The 15,359-nt window shown below is 53.6% G+C and carries 15 protein-coding genes and 1 tRNA gene; 10 read left to right on the plus strand and 6 right to left on the minus strand.

Annotated features, from left to right (window positions below):
• The first annotated feature begins 27 nt into the window (after positions 1-27).
• Positions 28-1,347, plus strand: a complete 1,320-nt coding sequence (locus tag LDN12_RS06065) for a DEAD/DEAH box helicase (protein WP_223921782.1) — start codon at positions 28-30, stop codon at positions 1,345-1,347.
• Between the two features lie 104 nt (positions 1,348-1,451).
• On the opposite strand, the gene LDN12_RS06070 is transcribed toward LDN12_RS06065, so the two are convergent.
• The gene (locus LDN12_RS06070; protein WP_223921783.1) at positions 1,452-2,756 is read right to left on the minus strand and encodes an aminotransferase class I/II-fold pyridoxal phosphate-dependent enzyme; all 1,305 of its coding nucleotides are present in this window, start codon (positions 2,754-2,756) and stop codon (positions 1,452-1,454) included.
• Between the two features lie 221 nt (positions 2,757-2,977).
• Between LDN12_RS06070 and LDN12_RS06075 the strand changes: the two genes are divergently transcribed.
• The 5 genes from LDN12_RS06075 (at position 2,978) to LDN12_RS06095 (ending at position 7,739) form a co-directional block, all read left to right on the plus strand.
• Entirely contained in the window at positions 2,978-3,856 is an 879-nt protein-coding gene (locus tag LDN12_RS06075) for a YicC/YloC family endoribonuclease (protein ID WP_223921784.1), read from the plus strand.
• Between the two features lie 372 nt (positions 3,857-4,228).
• On the plus strand, positions 4,229-4,837 hold the full coding sequence (gmk, locus tag LDN12_RS06080; RefSeq protein WP_223921785.1) for a guanylate kinase: 609 nt from the start codon (positions 4,229-4,231) through the stop codon (positions 4,835-4,837).
• Between the two features lie 59 nt (positions 4,838-4,896).
• On the plus strand, positions 4,897-5,106 hold the full coding sequence (gene rpoZ, locus LDN12_RS06085) for a DNA-directed RNA polymerase subunit omega (RefSeq protein WP_223921786.1): 210 nt from the start codon (positions 4,897-4,899) through the stop codon (positions 5,104-5,106).
• Between the two features lie 105 nt (positions 5,107-5,211).
• Positions 5,212-7,362 carry a bifunctional (p)ppGpp synthetase/guanosine-3',5'-bis(diphosphate) 3'-pyrophosphohydrolase gene (locus tag LDN12_RS06090; RefSeq protein WP_223921787.1) on the plus strand — a complete coding sequence of 717 codons (2,151 nt, stop codon included), beginning with the start codon at positions 5,212-5,214 and terminating at the stop codon, positions 7,360-7,362.
• The gene (locus tag LDN12_RS06095; RefSeq protein ID WP_223921788.1) at positions 7,359-7,739 is read left to right on the plus strand and encodes a RidA family protein; all 381 of its coding nucleotides are present in this window, start codon (positions 7,359-7,361) and stop codon (positions 7,737-7,739) included. The genes LDN12_RS06090 and LDN12_RS06095 overlap by 4 nt, the downstream gene beginning before the upstream one ends.
• A 114-nt stretch (positions 7,740-7,853) precedes the next feature.
• On the opposite strand, the gene rpmB is transcribed toward LDN12_RS06095, so the two are convergent.
• Positions 7,854-8,045, minus strand: a complete 192-nt coding sequence (gene rpmB / locus LDN12_RS06100) for a 50S ribosomal protein L28 (RefSeq protein ID WP_223921789.1) — start codon at positions 8,043-8,045, stop codon at positions 7,854-7,856.
• Between the two features lie 82 nt (positions 8,046-8,127).
• On the opposite strand from rpmB, the gene LDN12_RS06105 reads away from it, so the two are divergent.
• The 3 genes from LDN12_RS06105 (at position 8,128) to LDN12_RS06115 (ending at position 10,353) form a co-directional block, all read left to right on the plus strand.
• Positions 8,128-8,742 carry a YdcF family protein gene (locus tag LDN12_RS06105; RefSeq protein ID WP_223921790.1) on the plus strand — a complete coding sequence of 205 codons (615 nt, stop codon included), beginning with the start codon at positions 8,128-8,130 and terminating at the stop codon, positions 8,740-8,742.
• A 72-nt stretch (positions 8,743-8,814) separates the two neighbouring features.
• Entirely contained in the window at positions 8,815-10,200 is a 1,386-nt protein-coding gene (gene thrC / locus LDN12_RS06110; RefSeq protein WP_223921791.1) for a threonine synthase, read from the plus strand.
• Positions 10,201-10,278: 78 nt separating this feature from the next.
• Positions 10,279-10,353: transfer RNA gene (locus LDN12_RS06115), tRNA-Gly, on the plus strand.
• A 16-nt stretch (positions 10,354-10,369) separates the two neighbouring features.
• Here LDN12_RS06115 and LDN12_RS06120 read toward each other — a convergent pair.
• The 4 genes from LDN12_RS06120 to LDN12_RS06135 all read right to left on the minus strand — a co-directional run bounded on the left by LDN12_RS06120 (position 10,370) and on the right by LDN12_RS06135 (position 13,763).
• Positions 10,370-11,671, minus strand: coding sequence for an Arm DNA-binding domain-containing protein (locus tag LDN12_RS06120; protein ID WP_223921792.1), 1,302 nt, complete (start codon positions 11,669-11,671; stop codon positions 10,370-10,372).
• A gap of 78 nt (positions 11,672-11,749) precedes the next feature.
• Positions 11,750-12,052: an AlpA family transcriptional regulator gene (locus LDN12_RS06125; protein WP_223921793.1), complete on the minus strand. Its 303-nt coding sequence runs from the start codon at positions 12,050-12,052 to the stop codon at positions 11,750-11,752.
• Complete coding sequence (locus LDN12_RS06130; RefSeq protein WP_223921794.1) at positions 12,049-13,308, minus strand: replication initiation factor domain-containing protein; 1,260 nt, start codon at positions 13,306-13,308, stop codon at positions 12,049-12,051. The genes LDN12_RS06125 and LDN12_RS06130 overlap by 4 nt, the downstream gene beginning before the upstream one ends.
• 77 nt (positions 13,309-13,385) lie before the next feature.
• Positions 13,386-13,763, minus strand: coding sequence for a ribbon-helix-helix protein, CopG family (locus tag LDN12_RS06135; RefSeq protein WP_223921795.1), 378 nt, complete (start codon positions 13,761-13,763; stop codon positions 13,386-13,388).
• Between the two features lie 287 nt (positions 13,764-14,050).
• Between LDN12_RS06135 and LDN12_RS06140 the strand changes: the two genes are divergently transcribed.
• Positions 14,051-15,337 (plus strand): ATP-binding protein, encoded by a 1,287-nt coding sequence (locus LDN12_RS06140; RefSeq protein WP_223921796.1) that lies wholly within the window; start codon positions 14,051-14,053, stop codon positions 15,335-15,337.
• Positions 15,338-15,359: the final 22 nt, after the last annotated feature.

Consider the following 15,359-nt stretch of genomic DNA (forward strand, 5'->3'; position numbering starts at 1 on the left):
GGAGGCCTTGCCTAAGGAGCACTGTCCATGTCTTTTGAAGCCCTCGGCCTGCGTGCCGAACTGTTGAACGCCGTTGCCTCCCAAGGCTATACCGCTCCAACTCCGATCCAGGCCGAGGCAATCCCAGTGATTTTCGAGGGATGCGACCTGCTTGCCGGCGCCCAGACCGGCACCGGCAAGACGGCGGCGTTTGCCCTGCCGATCGTGCAGAGACTGGCTGAAAATCCCCCTCGGCAAAAACGGCGGGCTCCACGGGCGTTGGTCCTGGTGCCGACCCGGGAGCTTGCGGCACAGGTCAGCGAACAGATGAATAATTTCGCCCGGCGCCTTTCCCTGCGCTCCACGATGATCTACGGCGGGGTGACCATTCAGGCGCAGATCGAGCGGTTGCACCGCGGTGTCGATATTGTGGTCGCCACGCCGGGGCGGTTGCTCGATCATGCGGAACGGGGCACGGTGAACCTTTCAAAAATCGAGTTCCTGGTTCTTGATGAGGCCGACCGCATGCTGGACCTGGGGTTTATCGACGCAATCAAAGCTGTTGCCGAATACCTGCCTGCCAAACGTCAGACCTTGCTTTTTTCGGCAACCTATTCCAAGAGCATCAAGCAGCTTGCCGACGAGTTGCTCGATCACCCCCGGCGGATCGAGGTCATACGTAAGAATATCGCCGCCGACGCGGTGACCCAGGCCGTCTACGAGGTGGAACGAAGTCGCAAGCGGGAAATGATTTCGTTCCTGATCCGCCAAGGGGGGTGGAGTCAGGTGCTGGTCTTTGCCCGCACCCGTTACGGCGCGGACAAACTGACTGAAGAATTGCGCTTGGACGGGATTGAGGCGGCCGCCATCCACAGCAACAAGAGCCAATCCATCCGGACGCGCACCCTGGCGGAGTTCAAGCGTGGTGAAGTGCGCGTGCTGGTGGCGACCGATGTGGCAGCGCGCGGACTCGACATCGTGCATTTGCCCCATGTGGTGAATTACGACCTGCCCCAGGTTCCCGAGGATTATGTGCACCGGATCGGTCGCACCGGCCGGGCTGGAGAAGAGGGGGTCGCTATCTCCCTGGTCTGTCCGGAAGAACGGCCGCTGTTGGTTGCCATCGAGAAACTGCTCAAGAATTCCATCCCGCGACAGACCCTTGCAGAATTTCCCCGTTTGGCGGCCAAGCGAAGTATTCGGGTCAGAGAGATCAAGCAGGTCGATACGTTGTCTAGGGCAAGGAAGAAAAAGGACAAGCAGGCGCAGGAGCCGGCAAAAAAAGGCACACCTCCCCGGAGGGGGAAACCGGTGGCAGAGCGGCCCGTCCCCAAGACTGGTCGTCGGGGAAGTAGATCGGTGCGGTAGAGCTAGCCTCTCCACTTGATCAATCGCAAAATCGAGAGAACAAAAAAGAGCCCACATTGTGCGGGCTCTTTTTTGTTTCGATGAATCATCAAATCAAATCTTAATCAGGCCAGATCCTGTACCCCTTGGTAGATGATATCGAACAGCTCGGGGATATGCTCCTCGGCGATGCAGGAGAAGGCTATGCGTAGGTCGGTCTTGCTGGTGGAGATGGCACCAACCCCATACTTGTCCAGCAGGTGGACGCGCAGCTTTTCGGCATCAACCGTTTTTAGTTTCAGACACATGAAGTACCCTGAGTTGAACGGGTAGTATGTCCAGACAGAATCATACTTCCCGCTGTTGAGGACTGCCTTGGTTTTCAGGGCGCGTCCTTTCATGATCTGGAATTTTTCTTCCTTCTGGGCCAGGAACTGGGGCGAGCGCAGCGCCTCGATGACGAAGGTCTGGGAGGGGTGCGGACAGTTGGAGATGCGAGCGCGGATGATCCCCATGGTCTTCTTCTCCAGGGCGGTCATGACCGGTGCGTTTTCGTACTCATTGCCGTCGGCAAAGGTGACGAACCCGGTACGGAAGCCCCAGACGAACTCCTCCTTGGTGGCGCCGTCCAACTTGACCGCCAGGATGCGCGGATGGAGGTTGGCGAGCTTGCCGAACAGGGACTCCTTGAGGCTGTCCTCGTAGAAGAGGCCAAAGTAGGCGTCGTCGGTCACGGCGACGATGTTGCAGCCGGATTCGGCCACTTCCTTGATAGCCGCCACCAGGGCATCGCCTTCGGCAACGGTCGGGGTGTAGCCGCTGGGGTTATTGGGGAAGTTGAGCAGGACGACGGCTTTGCCTTTTTCCTCGGCGCTGTCCTTCAGAACCGCCTTGAAGGCGTCGATGTCGTAGCCGCCGGTTACGGTGAAGGTCGGGTGCTTCTTGACGATGGCACCGCTACAGGTGCCGAATGTCAGGTTGTAGTTACCCCAGAGCATGTCGGGAAGGATCAGGTGATCCCCCTTGTCGATGAACATGTCGGCGACGATGGAGAGGCCATGGGTCAGTGCGTTGGTGACGATGGGGTTGCTGAAATGTTTACCCTGAAGGCTCGGGTTTTCCCGCAATTGTTTCTCCCGCCACAGGGAACGCAGTTCCGGCTTGCCGGCAGGGGGGGCATAGGGAAAGATATCCTTGGGGTCGAAGGCTGACAGCTTGTCCTGGATGCACGACAGGAACATCGGCCCGCCGTTCTCGGTGGCAATGCCGATGGTGGCGTTGAATTTGTGTGCTTTTTCCTTGGCTTCGGCCGATTGGGTCAGGATTCCCTTGGGGAAGAAGAGGTTTTTCCCGAGATCGGACAGCATTTCCAGAACATGGGGGTTGTGTTGGGCGAGCAGGTCGTTCAGTTCTTGTGCCAATGGGTTCATTACTTTCCTCCGGAGCTGATTTGAAAGATTGTCTCACACACAATCGTACCTGAAGCCGTAAAATTATAATTGAACAGCACCGGTTCCGCTTTGTCAATAGAGAATATCGATAAACAATATACCGTGCCTCCTTATTGCATCGGGCAAACCTGTCGTTGCTGAAACGCTCGCGATGATGTATTGTTTGGCCGTGTAATGTATGCCGTTGAAAAGGAGCTTCAATGATAAAGAGTATGACCGGATATGGTAAGGGGGAAGCAGCTTCCGACCGGGGAACCTTCACGGTGGAGATCCGCTCGGTCAATCACCGCTATGGTGAGGTGTCGGTGCGCATGCCGCGTGGCTTCATGGCCCTGGAAAGCGATGTCAAGCGGGCAGTCCTGTTTCTGATCAAACGGGGCAAGATCGATGTCTTCATACAGTGGGAGGAGGCCATGGCCGGCCAATCGCTGCCTCAGGTTGACACCACCCTGGCGCGGGCCTACTTCACGACGTTTAACCACTTGGCTGGAGAACTGGGACTCCTGGGGCAGGTGCCGCTCTCCTTGGTGATCGCCCAGAAAGGGGTCCTGCGGGAGAGCAGCGTCACCTTTGAAGAGGAAGATTACCGCGATCAGCTCATGTCGGCGGTCCAGACCGCCGTGACAGCACTCGACGCCATGCGCACGAGGGAAGGGGAGGCGTTGGCCGTCGATCTGTCGGCCCGGCGCGACCAAGTGGCGGAATGGACCGCCCTGATCAGGGAACGGACCCCGGTTGTGGTGGTCGAGTACCGCCAGAAGCTGAAGACCCGCCTGGAGCAGCTTCTGGAAGGGGCGGAGATGGACGAGGCCCGCTTGGCCCAGGAGGTGGCCCTGATGGCCGACCGGTGCGATGTCACCGAAGAGTTGGTGCGGCTCGCCAGCCACTTTGCCCAGTTCGACGAGGCGCTGCGCCTGCCGGAACCGGTGGGGCGCAAACTGGATTTTCTGATGCAGGAGATGAACCGGGAGGTCAACACCATCGGCTCCAAATCCAGCGACGCCGAGATTACCTCGCTGGTCATTCGGGTCAAGGCCGAGATGGAGAAGATGCGCGAGCAGGTGCAGAACGTCGAATAGATTTTCATCCAGAAACGACCCTTTTCCGCCATTGCGGCGTCAATCATGGGGTTTGCTTGTGCGGCGTACCGATGTACGCCCCCGCGCAATCCCTCAATTTTCTGGCCATGACGAAAAAATTGCTCGTTTCCAAATTGAAAACTGGAATGGCGGGTGCAAGGCTTCCCTTTTGCCGCCGATCTGTGTTACCTTCTGTTAATTGCCTGCGAAGGATTTTTAACAGACGGTTGAAAAAACTCAGGTTGTTCAAAAATAGTCAGATCATCGCACCCGCAGAAGGCCATGCGGAGGCGTAGCAGCGCTACGCCGCACAAAAGGGCCTTTGAGGACGGCGGTGAGATGGCTGTTTTTCAACAACCTTAAGGATGTTTCATGAAACGCGAAGGCCTGATCCTTATCATTTCGGCTCCCTCCGGGGCCGGTAAAACCTCCCTCTGCAATGAACTTTTGCAGCGCTTCCCGTCCATGAAGGAGTCGGTCAGTTACACGACCCGATCCCCCCGGGCCGGAGAGGTAGATGGTCAGGACTACTTCTTCGTCTCCCGGCCGGAGTTCGAACGCATGGTGACCGAAGACGCCTTTGCCGAGTGGGCCGAGGTGCACGGCAACCTGTACGGTACCGCGTTGAAAACCCTGGAGGAGGCCCGTCGCAACGGCATTGATCTGGTACTGGATATCGATTGTCAAGGGGCGATGATCCTGAAGGAGCGCCTTGACGGCGGTGTGTTTGTGTTCATTCTACCCCCGAGTATGGAGGAACTCCGTCATCGTTTGGAAAGCCGTTCGTCGGACGCCAGGGAGGTTATCGAGCGCCGTATCGTGCGGGCCGCGGACGAAATTAAGGAATGCCGCTGGTACGATTTCATCGTCATTAATGACCGTTTCCAGGATGCTGCCGAGGAATTGTCGGCCATTGTTCTGGCGCAGCGCCGCCGCACCTCCCGCATGCTGGAGCAGGTGGCGAAATTGTTTGATATCTGAGATGAAATCATGTAAAAATGACGTTCCATTTTTCTAACAGTAGTAGGAAGGAGTAGCATATGGCACGGGTAACGGTTGAAGATTGCCTTGAAAAGGTTGATAATCGCTTTCTTCTGGTGATGTTGGCCTCCAAGCGGGTTAAGCAGCTCTACAAAGGGGCCCATCCGCTGATTGACCCGAAGAATAATCGCCTGGTGGTGACCGCTTTGCGGGAAATTGCTGCCGGCAAGGTCAGTTTCGAGATAAACAAGAAGCAGCAAGCCCGCTAAGCAGACTGAACCGGGGTGAAATCGCACATGGAGCGGTTTCACCCTTTTTGTATCCATTTCCCCACATTATCCACCCATTTTCGTCCTGCGAGTAGATGACGGCGCATGATCAGGCTTAACGACATTATCGACAAGGTGACAGCGTACAACCCTACGGCTGATCTCAATATCATCCGTAAGGCCTACGTTTATTGCGCCAAGGTACATCAGGGCCAAACGCGCCTGTCGGGGGAGCCGTACATCATCCACCCCATGGAGGTGGCCGGTCTGCTGGCTGAATTGCGTCTGGACGTCCCCAGCATCGTCACCGGCTTCCTCCACGATACCATCGAAGATACCCTCACAACCTATGACGAATTGACGGAGATGTTCGGTGAAGAGGTTGCCAAGCTGGTGGATGGGGTCACCAAGATCAGCAAGATCCATTTTAAGACCAAGCAGGAAAGCCAGGCCGAGAACTTTCGCAAGATGCTCTTGGCCATGGCCAACGACATCCGTGTCATTCTGGTGAAGTTGGCCGATCGTCTGCACAATATGCGCACCCTGGAGTTTCAGCCGGAGGCCAAGCAACGTACCATCGCCCAGGAGACGATGGACATCTATGCTCCCATCGCCAATCGTTTGGGCATATCCTGGGTCAAGGTGGAGCTGGAGGATCTGTCGTTCCGTTACCTCAACTCCGAGATATATTTTGACCTGGCCCGCAAGGTCTCCCTAAAGAAGAAGGAGCGCGAGGCATACGTTGAGGAGGCAAAATCGATCATCTCCGAAAAGCTGGCCTTTCAGGGCATACATGGCGAGGTTTCCGGTCGGAGCAAGCATCTTTACTCCATCTATCGCAAGATGGAGAAGCGCAACGTGGAGTTCGAGGAAATCTACGACCTGTTGGCCATCCGCATCCTGGTGGAGGACGTGCGCGAGTGCTACGAGGTGCTGGGGGTGATCCATTCGGCCTGGAAGCCGATACCGGGCCGTTTCAAGGACTACATTGCCATGCCCAAGGGGAACATGTACCAGTCATTGCACACGACGGTCATCGGTCCCCACGGCGACAGGATGGAGGTGCAGATTCGCACCCACGAGATGCACCGTGTGGCCGATGCCGGCATTGCAGCCCACTGGAAGTACAAGGAGGGTAAGGGGTACGACGAGAAGGAGGTCAAGCGCTTTGCCTGGCTGCGGCAACTGTTGGAATGGCAGCAGGAGCTCCAGGATTCCAAGGAGTTCATGGATTCGGTCAAGGTGGATCTTTTTCCCGAGGAAGTCTACGTCTTTACCCCCAAGGGCGATGTGAAGGGCTTCCCCAAAGGTTCCACGCCGATAGATTTCGCCTACAGCGTGCATAGCGACGTGGGGCATCGTTGTGTGGGCGCCAAGGTTAACGGTAAACTGGTACCGCTCAAGTATGAGCTGAAGAACGGCGATATCGTTGAGGTCATCACCTCGCCCCACCATACGCCCAGCAAGGATTGGCTCAAGATCGTCCACAGCTCCCGTGCCCGCAACCGGATACGCGCCTGGATCAAGGTTGAGGAGCGTAAGCGGAGCATCGTGCTGGGTCGCGAGATTTGTGAGAAAGATTTTCGTAAATATTCCATCAATTTGCAGAAGATTCAGAAGACCGGCGACTTCAAAAAAATTGCGGGAGAGTTCGGTTTTGCCGGAGATGATGACCTGTTGGCCGCGGTGGGGTACGGCAAGATCTCCAGCGGTCAGATTATCGGTAAGCTCGTGCCTGCCGAAAAGCTGCAGGAGCGGACTGAGCGCAAGGAGTCACGCCTCACAGCAGTCATCAACAAACTCAAGGGTAAGACCTCCAGTGCGGTGGAAATCAGCGGCGTTGATGATGTATTGGTACGCTTCGCCAAATGTTGTAACCCGGTGCCGGGAGACGATATCATTGGCTTCATCACTCGCGGCAAGGGAGTCACGATCCATACCGCCGACTGCAAGTTCGCCTTGGAGAGCGATCCGGAACGGCAGATCGATGTGGCCTGGAACAAGATCAAAACCGCAGCCCTGCCGGTCAAGATCAAGGTCATCTGCCACGACGTCAAGGGTATCCTGGCGAACATCACCATGGCCATCACCAATTGCGAGGCCAATATTGCCAGTGCCCATATACAGAGTACCATCGACCAGCGCGGCGAAAATACCTTCGAGGTAAATGTCAGCGACTTGGCGCACCTGCGCAAGGTGATGAACGCCATCATGAAGGTGAAGGGTGTCATTAAAGTGGAGAGGTTAAAACAATGACAGGCGAAACGATAACGACAGACAAGGCCCCGGCTGCCATCGGGCCCTATGCACAGGCCATCAAGGCCAATGGGTTGCTTTTCTGCTCCGGCCAGATCGCCCTTGACCCGGCAACCGGAGAGTTGGTGACAGGGGATGTGGCTGTGCAGACCGAACGGGTGATGGCGAACATTGCCGCAGTTCTGGCTGCTGCCGGTACAGGGTTTCCACAGGTGGTCAAGACGACCATCTTTCTGGCGGATATGAGTGATTTTGGTGCGGTGAACGAGATCTACGGCCGCTGTTTCACTGATCACAAACCAGCCCGTTCAACGGTTGCGGTCAGGGGCCTGCCCCGGGGAGCGCTGGTTGAGATTGAGGTAGTCGCCCTGACATGATGCCTGGGACACCAAGGCTCGCGCTTCTGCCTGAAAACGGCAAAAAGCCGTGGACACATGGTGTGCCACGGCTTTGAATCGCGTACAGATCAAGCGGCTCAAATGCCGCCGCGATTAGAGCGCTTTGGTGATAAAGCCGGAACGGATACAGCGGGTGCAGACCTTGATGGTTGCGACCGTGCCGTTTTTAACGGTTTTGACCTTCTGGATGTTCGGATGCCAGACGGTACGGGTTTTGTTGTTGGCGTGGCTCACGTTGTTGCCGAAGCTTGGGCCTTTTCCGCAGATTTCGCATTTTCTCGACATATGATTATGACCTCCATTAATTGCTGAAAAAAAACTTTTAGCAGATTTATTGGTCGGTTGCAAGGGAAAAATTGGATAATCCATGAATATCATCAAAGCCTTCATAACCCTCGTCATTATCCTGCTCATCGTCATTGCGGTATTGTTCATCGATTTTACCTACAAGACCTTTTCGTACCGTCAGCGGCCGGTCAAGGGCGACGCCATTGTGGTGCTGGCCGGCGGCAAGGGAAGGGTCGAGGAGGGGGTACGGCTGTACCGGGAACAGCGGGGACGGCACCTTTTTCTGATCGGAGTGGATCCTTCCGTCCGCAAGGGAGACCTGTATCGCCCCCAGGCCGGCGACCCCTCGTCAGAAGGTGTTGTGCTGGAAAAGGCCTCCCGCAACACCCTGGAAAACGCTATCTATGGTCGCGACGTCATCATGCGCGCTGATGTCCGCTCCATCGTTCTGATCACCTCGCGCTACCACATGAAGCGGGCGGCAATCCTGTTTCGCAACGCGCTGCCCAAGGATGTGGCCATCTACCCCTATCCGGTGGACAGCAAAAATCTAAAGGAGGCTTGGTGGAGCCATGGTGGCAGTTTCCATCTGCTGTTCAGCGAATTTTACAAATACTGCATGTTTCGTTTTTTCTTCCTGCTGGTGCCTGGCGAACTCCGCGACGGTATCCTGCCCGGCACTTCCGGCGGCTGAGGCACTTCCCTATTTGGAGAATTTCTGCTAAATTAGCCTTCACCCCTGACAAGACCCGAAAGGAATTATTACATGCGTTACCTCAGCACGCGCGGCGGCATTCAACCGATCACCTTCAAGGATGCCGTCATGATGGGTTTGGCTACCGATGGCGGCCTGCTCCTGCCCGAATCCTATCCTACGATCACCCCGGAGCAACTGGACGCCTGGCGGCAGCTCTCCTATCCTGAGTTGGCCTTCGAGATCATCTCCCGTTTTGCGGATGATATCCCGCCTGTCGACCTGAAGACGTTGATAAATCGTTCTTACACGACCTTCGCCCACCCCGAGGTGACACCGGTGGTCAGACAGAACGGCGTCTACATCCTGGAGCTGTTCCACGGCGTGACCTTGGCTTTTAAGGACGTCGCTCTGCAGTTCCTAGGCAATCTGTTTGAATATATCCTGAGCGAGCGAGGTCAACACCTGAATATTGTCGGGGCAACTTCGGGAGATACCGGCAGCGCAGCCATTCACGGCGTACGCGGCAAAAAGGGAATCAACATATTTATTATGCACCCCCATGGCAAGACTTCACCGGTGCAGGCCCTTCAGATGACCACCGTCACTGATGCCAATGTCCACAACATCGCCATTCGCGGCACCTTTGACGACTGTCAGGATATGGTCAAGGCACTCTTCAATAACCTGGAGTTCAAGGAAAAATACGCCCTTGGTGCGGTCAACTCCATCAACTGGGCTCGAGTGCTGGCCCAGGTGGTCTACTACGTCTATGCCTGGCTGCGGGTAACGGAAGCTGGTGCGGCCCCGGTTAGCTTCTCGGTTCCCACCGGCAACTTTGGCGACATTTTTGCCGGTTACGTGGCCAAGCGCATGGGGCTGCCCATCGAAAAACTCCTGCTTGCCACCAACGAAAATAATATCCTGACCCGCTTCATCAATCAGGGGGATTACTCCCTGGCAGGTGTGGTCTCCACCGTGTCTCCTTCCATGGATATCCAGGTGGCGTCCAATTTTGAACGCTACCTGTTCCATCTTTTTGGTGAGAATCCCGCTCGGGTACGGGCCGCATTTACCGAGTTAAAAGACATGGGTAGGATCTCATTCGGTAATGACGAGATGGCCCAGGTTCGTCGCGACTTTTGTTCAATGTCGGTGGATCAGGCGCAGACGTTGGATACCATCGGCTCCTTCTACAGGGAGACCGGCTATCTGCTCGATCCGCATACTGCCGTGGGGGTGCGCGCAGCCCTGGAACAGCTTCCCGACAATGCTCTGCGCGTGTGTCTTGCCACGGCCCATCCCGCAAAGTTCGGTGAAGCGGTGGAAAAGGCTATCGGCGCGCCGCCCCCGGTTCCTCCTGCTGTTGCAGCTCTGGAGGGTATGCCGACTCGCTGCAAGGTAATGGATGCTGACCTGGCTGCTGTCCGTGAATTCATTGTGGCAACCATTGGGTGATCGTTCCTGAAAAGAGAGCGAGACTGCAATTAAATGGTTGACAAAATGCCCGTCTCTTGGCATTTATACAAACCCATCGCGGGAATAACTCAGTGGTAGAGTGTCAGCTTCCCAAGCTGAAGGTCGCGGGTTCGAATCCCGTTTCCCGCTCCATTTTAACGACATAGTTTCAGTTGCTTATGGCTGAAACTCCGAAACTGTGCCCGGTACTGTGACTAAAAAGTGCCGGGTTTTTCGTTTTCCGAGGCATGATGAAATCCTGGCCGAAGTATTCGAAGATTTGTTCTGCATCCTCTTCTAGTCCCTCCACATAATTCCCGTAGACCTCGAACACCATCTGCTTTGACGCATGACCCATGAGACTGACCAGACGTAGCGGGTTAATACCGATTGTGAGACTCCAGGCGGCGAAGGAGTGCCGCGCAGAGTAGGACGTGACTTCCGGTATGCCTGACAGCGTGACGGCCTTTTTCCAAACCTTGGCAAAGTCGGTGCTGTTCAGTCTGGTTCCCCGTGGCGTTGTCACCAGGTAAGGGTAGGGGGTACGAGCTTGGAGAACGTCCAGGCGGCTCCTTATGGCCCTGGTGATGAAGATTTGCCGCTTACGGAAGGCGGTCTTCATTGTCTGCTTCTCTTCACCCAGGACATAGGACCTGTTGAGGTTGATATAATCGCCCGTGATATCCTCTTTCCTCAGTCCGGCCATCTCCGAAGGAATCATCCCGGTCAGGATCATCAATTCCGCAATGGGGCGGTAATGCTCTTCCAGGTTGTCAAGGAACAGGAGCCAATCGTTAAACCTGATAACGGTGTGCTCTTTCTTCACAGTCTTGGGCAGCTTCTTGTGCAGGTTGTCAAAGGGACTTTTGATAACCCAACGGTGATGATCGCAGGCATCGTTCCAGATGGCGCGGAAGGGTATCAGGAGATTGATCTTTCTGGCACGGGATAAGGGCTTGCCCTTGTTACTTCCCCGTGAGCATTTCAACGACTCGGTGAATCTGAACAACTCCTGGCCGTTGATCTGGTGAAAGGTCATATTCCTGAAATGGGGCAGTATCCTGGTTTGGATGGCTTCTTTATAGTCCCGCCGCTTGGTCGGTGATCCGAAGGAGGGAAAGGTGGTTTTCAGCCACTCCTTGACATACTCCCCGAATTTGACGTTATGCGGTTCCGGTCGATACTCCCGACCTTCCAGGGTGGTAAAGAATACCTTCTCTTTTCTGGTAGCCCCTGGGAACGCTTCGGCAAACTTAAACGTTCCCGCTTCTATTTTCTCCATGCTCCGTCTAAGGAAGTCCCGGACTATCTGTTCATTGGCCGGGGTATCGTTCAACTCGGTTGAACGAATGATCCGGTGGCCGAAGTAATAGAAGTCCACATAGAGTTTTTTTGAATCCTTGCGCCGCTTGACGCTGCCGATCTCTTTTGCCGGTTCTTCCAGGGCCAGCGTCCCTTTTTTGGCTTTCATTGTTTATCTCTCCATCCGTTACCCTCCCTTCAGTGTGCCAAAAGTTCACAGGGAGGATAACGGCATCACATAACATTATCAATAGTCAAGATTGACAGGGCGTTCCGAAGGGCTGTGTACCTGCCTTTTGTTCTTCGGCCTTTGGGGTTTCACCTGTTTCCGTTCTTTCCGAACCTTTCCGCCCATGCCGATCTTAAGAAGAAGTGACTCATCCCAAATAAATCGAAGAATCCGGCCTACCTTGAAGTAATGTTTCCCTTGTTCCAGTGCACCGGTTTTCAGCCATTCGAACAAAGTGGTGCGGGACATGGCAAGACGTTGCGCGAATTGCTCCGGGGTAAGGAGTTCTTGTGGCATTGGTGAAAGGCTTGCCCCATTCATGGCTGATCCTCCTGATCCAGCAACCGACGTGCAAGCTCTTCCGCATCTGTTCTGTCCAGGCCGCCGTCATACTCGATAATTGCCGCCCGTTCTTCGAACTTTTCCTGACCCTCATCATAGTTGTCGGCTTTACCTTTGGAGGATACGCGCAATATCTGCTCATGTTTCATGCCCATGCGCTCTGAACCGTCTTTGAGCAGCTCCCGAATGTAATAGCCAAATATCGTAGCTCCCAGGTGAGTTTTGATCATGGCGAGAGATGGTGCATACTGCCGCTTGACGTATTGCATGACTTCATCGACTGTTTTGATTTCTTGAGCAGTGGTAAGTTTGATCTTTTCCACCGTTTGTAGCCAGGCCGACCACCAGGGCTGAATGCTGCACCGGGTGGTGTTGCTGTCATCACGGCAGACAACGGAAAGATACTGATTGAGGATACCGATGAACAACTGACCAACGGGAACGCCTGATGAAAGATACTTGGCGGCTTCATGGGCGCGTTTATCTTTCAGTTCAAGTTCAGCCCGGTTCCAAACAAAGGGAAGTCCAAGCTGGGCTGCTTTGTCGTAGAAACGGAGAAAGACGCGAGAGCTTCGTTTACCGAAATATAGGGTATGACCATCCGTGGATTGTTCTATGTCTGGTGAGAGGTCGAAATTTTGCGTTTCACTGGCTTTCCTGAATCGTGACCTGATTTCACGGTTGATAATTGCCTCTTTGAGCTTGGCAAGATCAAGTGCCCCGTCCACGTTGTCATGGGCTATGTCCAGACGGGTGAACTTTGCCTTGAAGGTGATTGCAGTGGCGAAGAGGGCAAACCAGGGGATTTTGGGGAACTGGGATTCATACTGGCGACAGCCCTGGCCGGACATGGTGACATGACAGCCCATATCGGGCCGACCCGCAAAATAAACGCAGATATTGCCGAAGCGCAGGGACTTTTGATAACCGTAGAGACCGCGATCAAGTTCTGAAAATAGCTCGGATTTCAAGCCGATGATTTGCAGTATTTCTTGAGGATCAATGATTTTAACGGTGAATGCTACCCAGTCAATCAGGAACTGATTCAAGAGGGGGGTTGTAATTAGTGCCCCCCTATTAGTTAAGGGGGGCTGTGCCTCGTTCGTTCCGCCTGTCGGCGGTTCCGGCTTCCCGCCGGGGTTACCGGCAGAGCCGGCAAGCCCCGCCGGGAAGCCGGGCTTTTTAAGGCTGGATTGGCCTGTTGCAACTAAGTCGCTATCATGGTACGTTTTCAAAAGAAGCCTCCTGTTTTTGCGAATGGGGTGGTTTTTAGAGAGGGGAGCCAGCCGCCAAGCAATGCTCCCCTTTCGCTTTATTTTCCCTGCCATTGTTCAAGTATCGCTTTTGCCCGATTTTCCTTCTCCTTCTTCTCTTTATCCATTTCCTCAAAGGTAGCACTCAGAAGATCATTCTGTGTTTCCAGGTATTCATTTTCCTTGATTACAAGGTCGTCCATTTCGTCAAGGGCTCCCTCAATGAGCATTCGAATCAGGAACGAGCGAGATATACGGGCTGCTTTTGCATAGGAGTCAAGACGTTCAGCGGTTAAAGGAGGAACACGCACGGTTATGGCAGTCTCTCCCTTTTCTTTTGTTTCAATGACTCTAAATGATTTGCGTGATATTAAGTGCAACAGCGACATGAATGGACCCTGGCTCTGTACTTCCTCTTTGAGAATTGTTTTTGCCATATGAACCTCCAATGAATTTTATATGAATCATTTATGACTCAAACGTGATTTTGTCAAGATAATAATTGCAATGAAGTATACGGCAGGGCCAAAGGCCCCGCCTTGCACTTGCGCTCGCAAAACTCGCCGCACCCTCGGCCGAGTCGGCGCCGCCCCGCGCCTTTACGGCCTCCTGGGGCGTGCTGTAAATTGGACTTTATAGGATGGAATTAATGTGATATTGGAGGGATGTATTTACAGGCCCCCGTGTTACCAAAGCGGACTAAGATGTATAAAGGAGAGACAGAATGAATATTTATACGGAGTGGGGGTTTACCCAGCCAGTTTTTGGGACAGCTTCTCTTCCCCCAAATGAAATTGGTGAGCTTCTTCTAGTTGGAAGAGACACAGAGTTAACGGCTCTGACACGTAGGATATTTAATCCACCTAAGATCGTTACGATTGAGGGGCTTAATGGCGTCGGAAAGACAAGCCTTGTAAACGTTGCCGCTTATAAGGCATCTAAAAGATATGATGGTAATGCGCCTTTATATGTCCCATGCACTCAGAACTTCCAGCTTCATCCTGATAAAAACGCATCTGCTTTTGTTGATGAAGTAGTTATGGCTGTAGCCCAGACCCTAATTTCTAATGTAAAAACTCTTCCTAAATTCAAAGGCTCGGATAAGCTTAAAGCCTTGGATGCTTGGTTAAACGAAACTCATCTTAGGAGCTATAATGCAGGGATTCCGGTTTTTTCGTTGGGTGAATCTGCTGAGACGAACACATCTGCTGGTTTTGAGAGAAGTGGGCTAAAAAAGATGGTCTTTGACTGTCTTCAGGAAATTTTCCCAAGCATGGAGAGCGGTGGCGTTGTCTGTGTTATAGATAATCTTGAACTTTTAGAATCGTCGAAAAAAGCCCGTGCTATGCTAGAGGCCTTGAGAGATGAAATACTAACCATTCAGGGCTTAAGGTGGGTCTTATGCGGAGCATTGGGGATCGTTCTCGGCGTAGCGTCATCCCCTCGTCTTGAAGGCTGGTTACACACTCCGATCGAAGTAGAAAGCTTTTCCGATGACCTTGTCAAAAGGGTGCTTTCTTCAAGAATATCAGCATTCTCGTCAGGTGAAGGATTTTACCTGCCTTTACTTGAAGGCGATTTTGAAGACCTTTATGAGATTCTTAATCGTAATCTCCGAAGTGTTCTCAGCAAGGCTGATGATTATTGCCAATGGGCTGCAGATCGCCCTTTACCAACTACAACCTCGGACAAAAAAAGATATTTCCAGGAATGGTTAAAAGAGCAATCTGATCGAGCATATTTGGCATTCAAGAGTAAACTTCGCACTCGTGCTATTGAACTTTTCGACATAGCTGTGGAACGCGGAGGAGTATTTGCGCCAAGCGATTATGAGGAGTTCGGGTTTAATAGCGTCGAAGCGATTCGTCCTCATGTCAAGGATCTTGAAGAAGCAGGTGTCTTGGTAAGTACTCAAGATGATGGCGACAAACGTCGAAAAACCATTCAGGTCACGCCGTTAGGCTGGCTTGTTCATTATTCTAGATCGAAGGACGTGGCAACTAGCAATTAATTCTGATGTCCTCGATCCAGTG

Source organism: Geobacter sp. AOG2 (genome assembly GCF_019972295.1).
Taxonomy (GTDB): Bacteria; Desulfobacterota; Desulfuromonadia; order Geobacterales; family Pseudopelobacteraceae; genus Oryzomonas.

Coding starts and splice junctions, on each gene's coding strand:
- LDN12_RS06065 (WP_223921782.1), top strand. CDS start 28: ATGTCTTTTGAAGCCCTCGGCCTGCGTGCCGAACTGTTGAACGCCGTT.
- LDN12_RS06070 (WP_223921783.1), bottom strand. CDS start 2,756: ATGAACCCATTGGCACAAGAACTGAACGACCTGCTCGCCCAACACAAC.
- LDN12_RS06075 (WP_223921784.1), top strand. CDS start 2,978: ATGATAAAGAGTATGACCGGATATGGTAAGGGGGAAGCAGCTTCCGAC.
- gmk (WP_223921785.1), top strand. CDS start 4,229: ATGAAACGCGAAGGCCTGATCCTTATCATTTCGGCTCCCTCCGGGGCC.
- rpoZ (WP_223921786.1), top strand. CDS start 4,897: ATGGCACGGGTAACGGTTGAAGATTGCCTTGAAAAGGTTGATAATCGC.
- LDN12_RS06090 (WP_223921787.1), top strand. CDS start 5,212: ATGATCAGGCTTAACGACATTATCGACAAGGTGACAGCGTACAACCCT.
- LDN12_RS06095 (WP_223921788.1), top strand. CDS start 7,359: ATGACAGGCGAAACGATAACGACAGACAAGGCCCCGGCTGCCATCGGG.
- rpmB (WP_223921789.1), bottom strand. CDS start 8,045: ATGTCGAGAAAATGCGAAATCTGCGGAAAAGGCCCAAGCTTCGGCAAC.
- LDN12_RS06105 (WP_223921790.1), top strand. CDS start 8,128: ATGAATATCATCAAAGCCTTCATAACCCTCGTCATTATCCTGCTCATC.
- thrC (WP_223921791.1), top strand. CDS start 8,815: ATGCGTTACCTCAGCACGCGCGGCGGCATTCAACCGATCACCTTCAAG.
- LDN12_RS06120 (WP_223921792.1), bottom strand. CDS start 11,671: ATGAAAGCCAAAAAAGGGACGCTGGCCCTGGAAGAACCGGCAAAAGAG.
- LDN12_RS06125 (WP_223921793.1), bottom strand. CDS start 12,052: ATGAATGGGGCAAGCCTTTCACCAATGCCACAAGAACTCCTTACCCCG.
- LDN12_RS06135 (WP_223921795.1), bottom strand. CDS start 13,763: ATGGCAAAAACAATTCTCAAAGAGGAAGTACAGAGCCAGGGTCCATTC.
- LDN12_RS06140 (WP_223921796.1), top strand. CDS start 14,051: ATGAATATTTATACGGAGTGGGGGTTTACCCAGCCAGTTTTTGGGACA.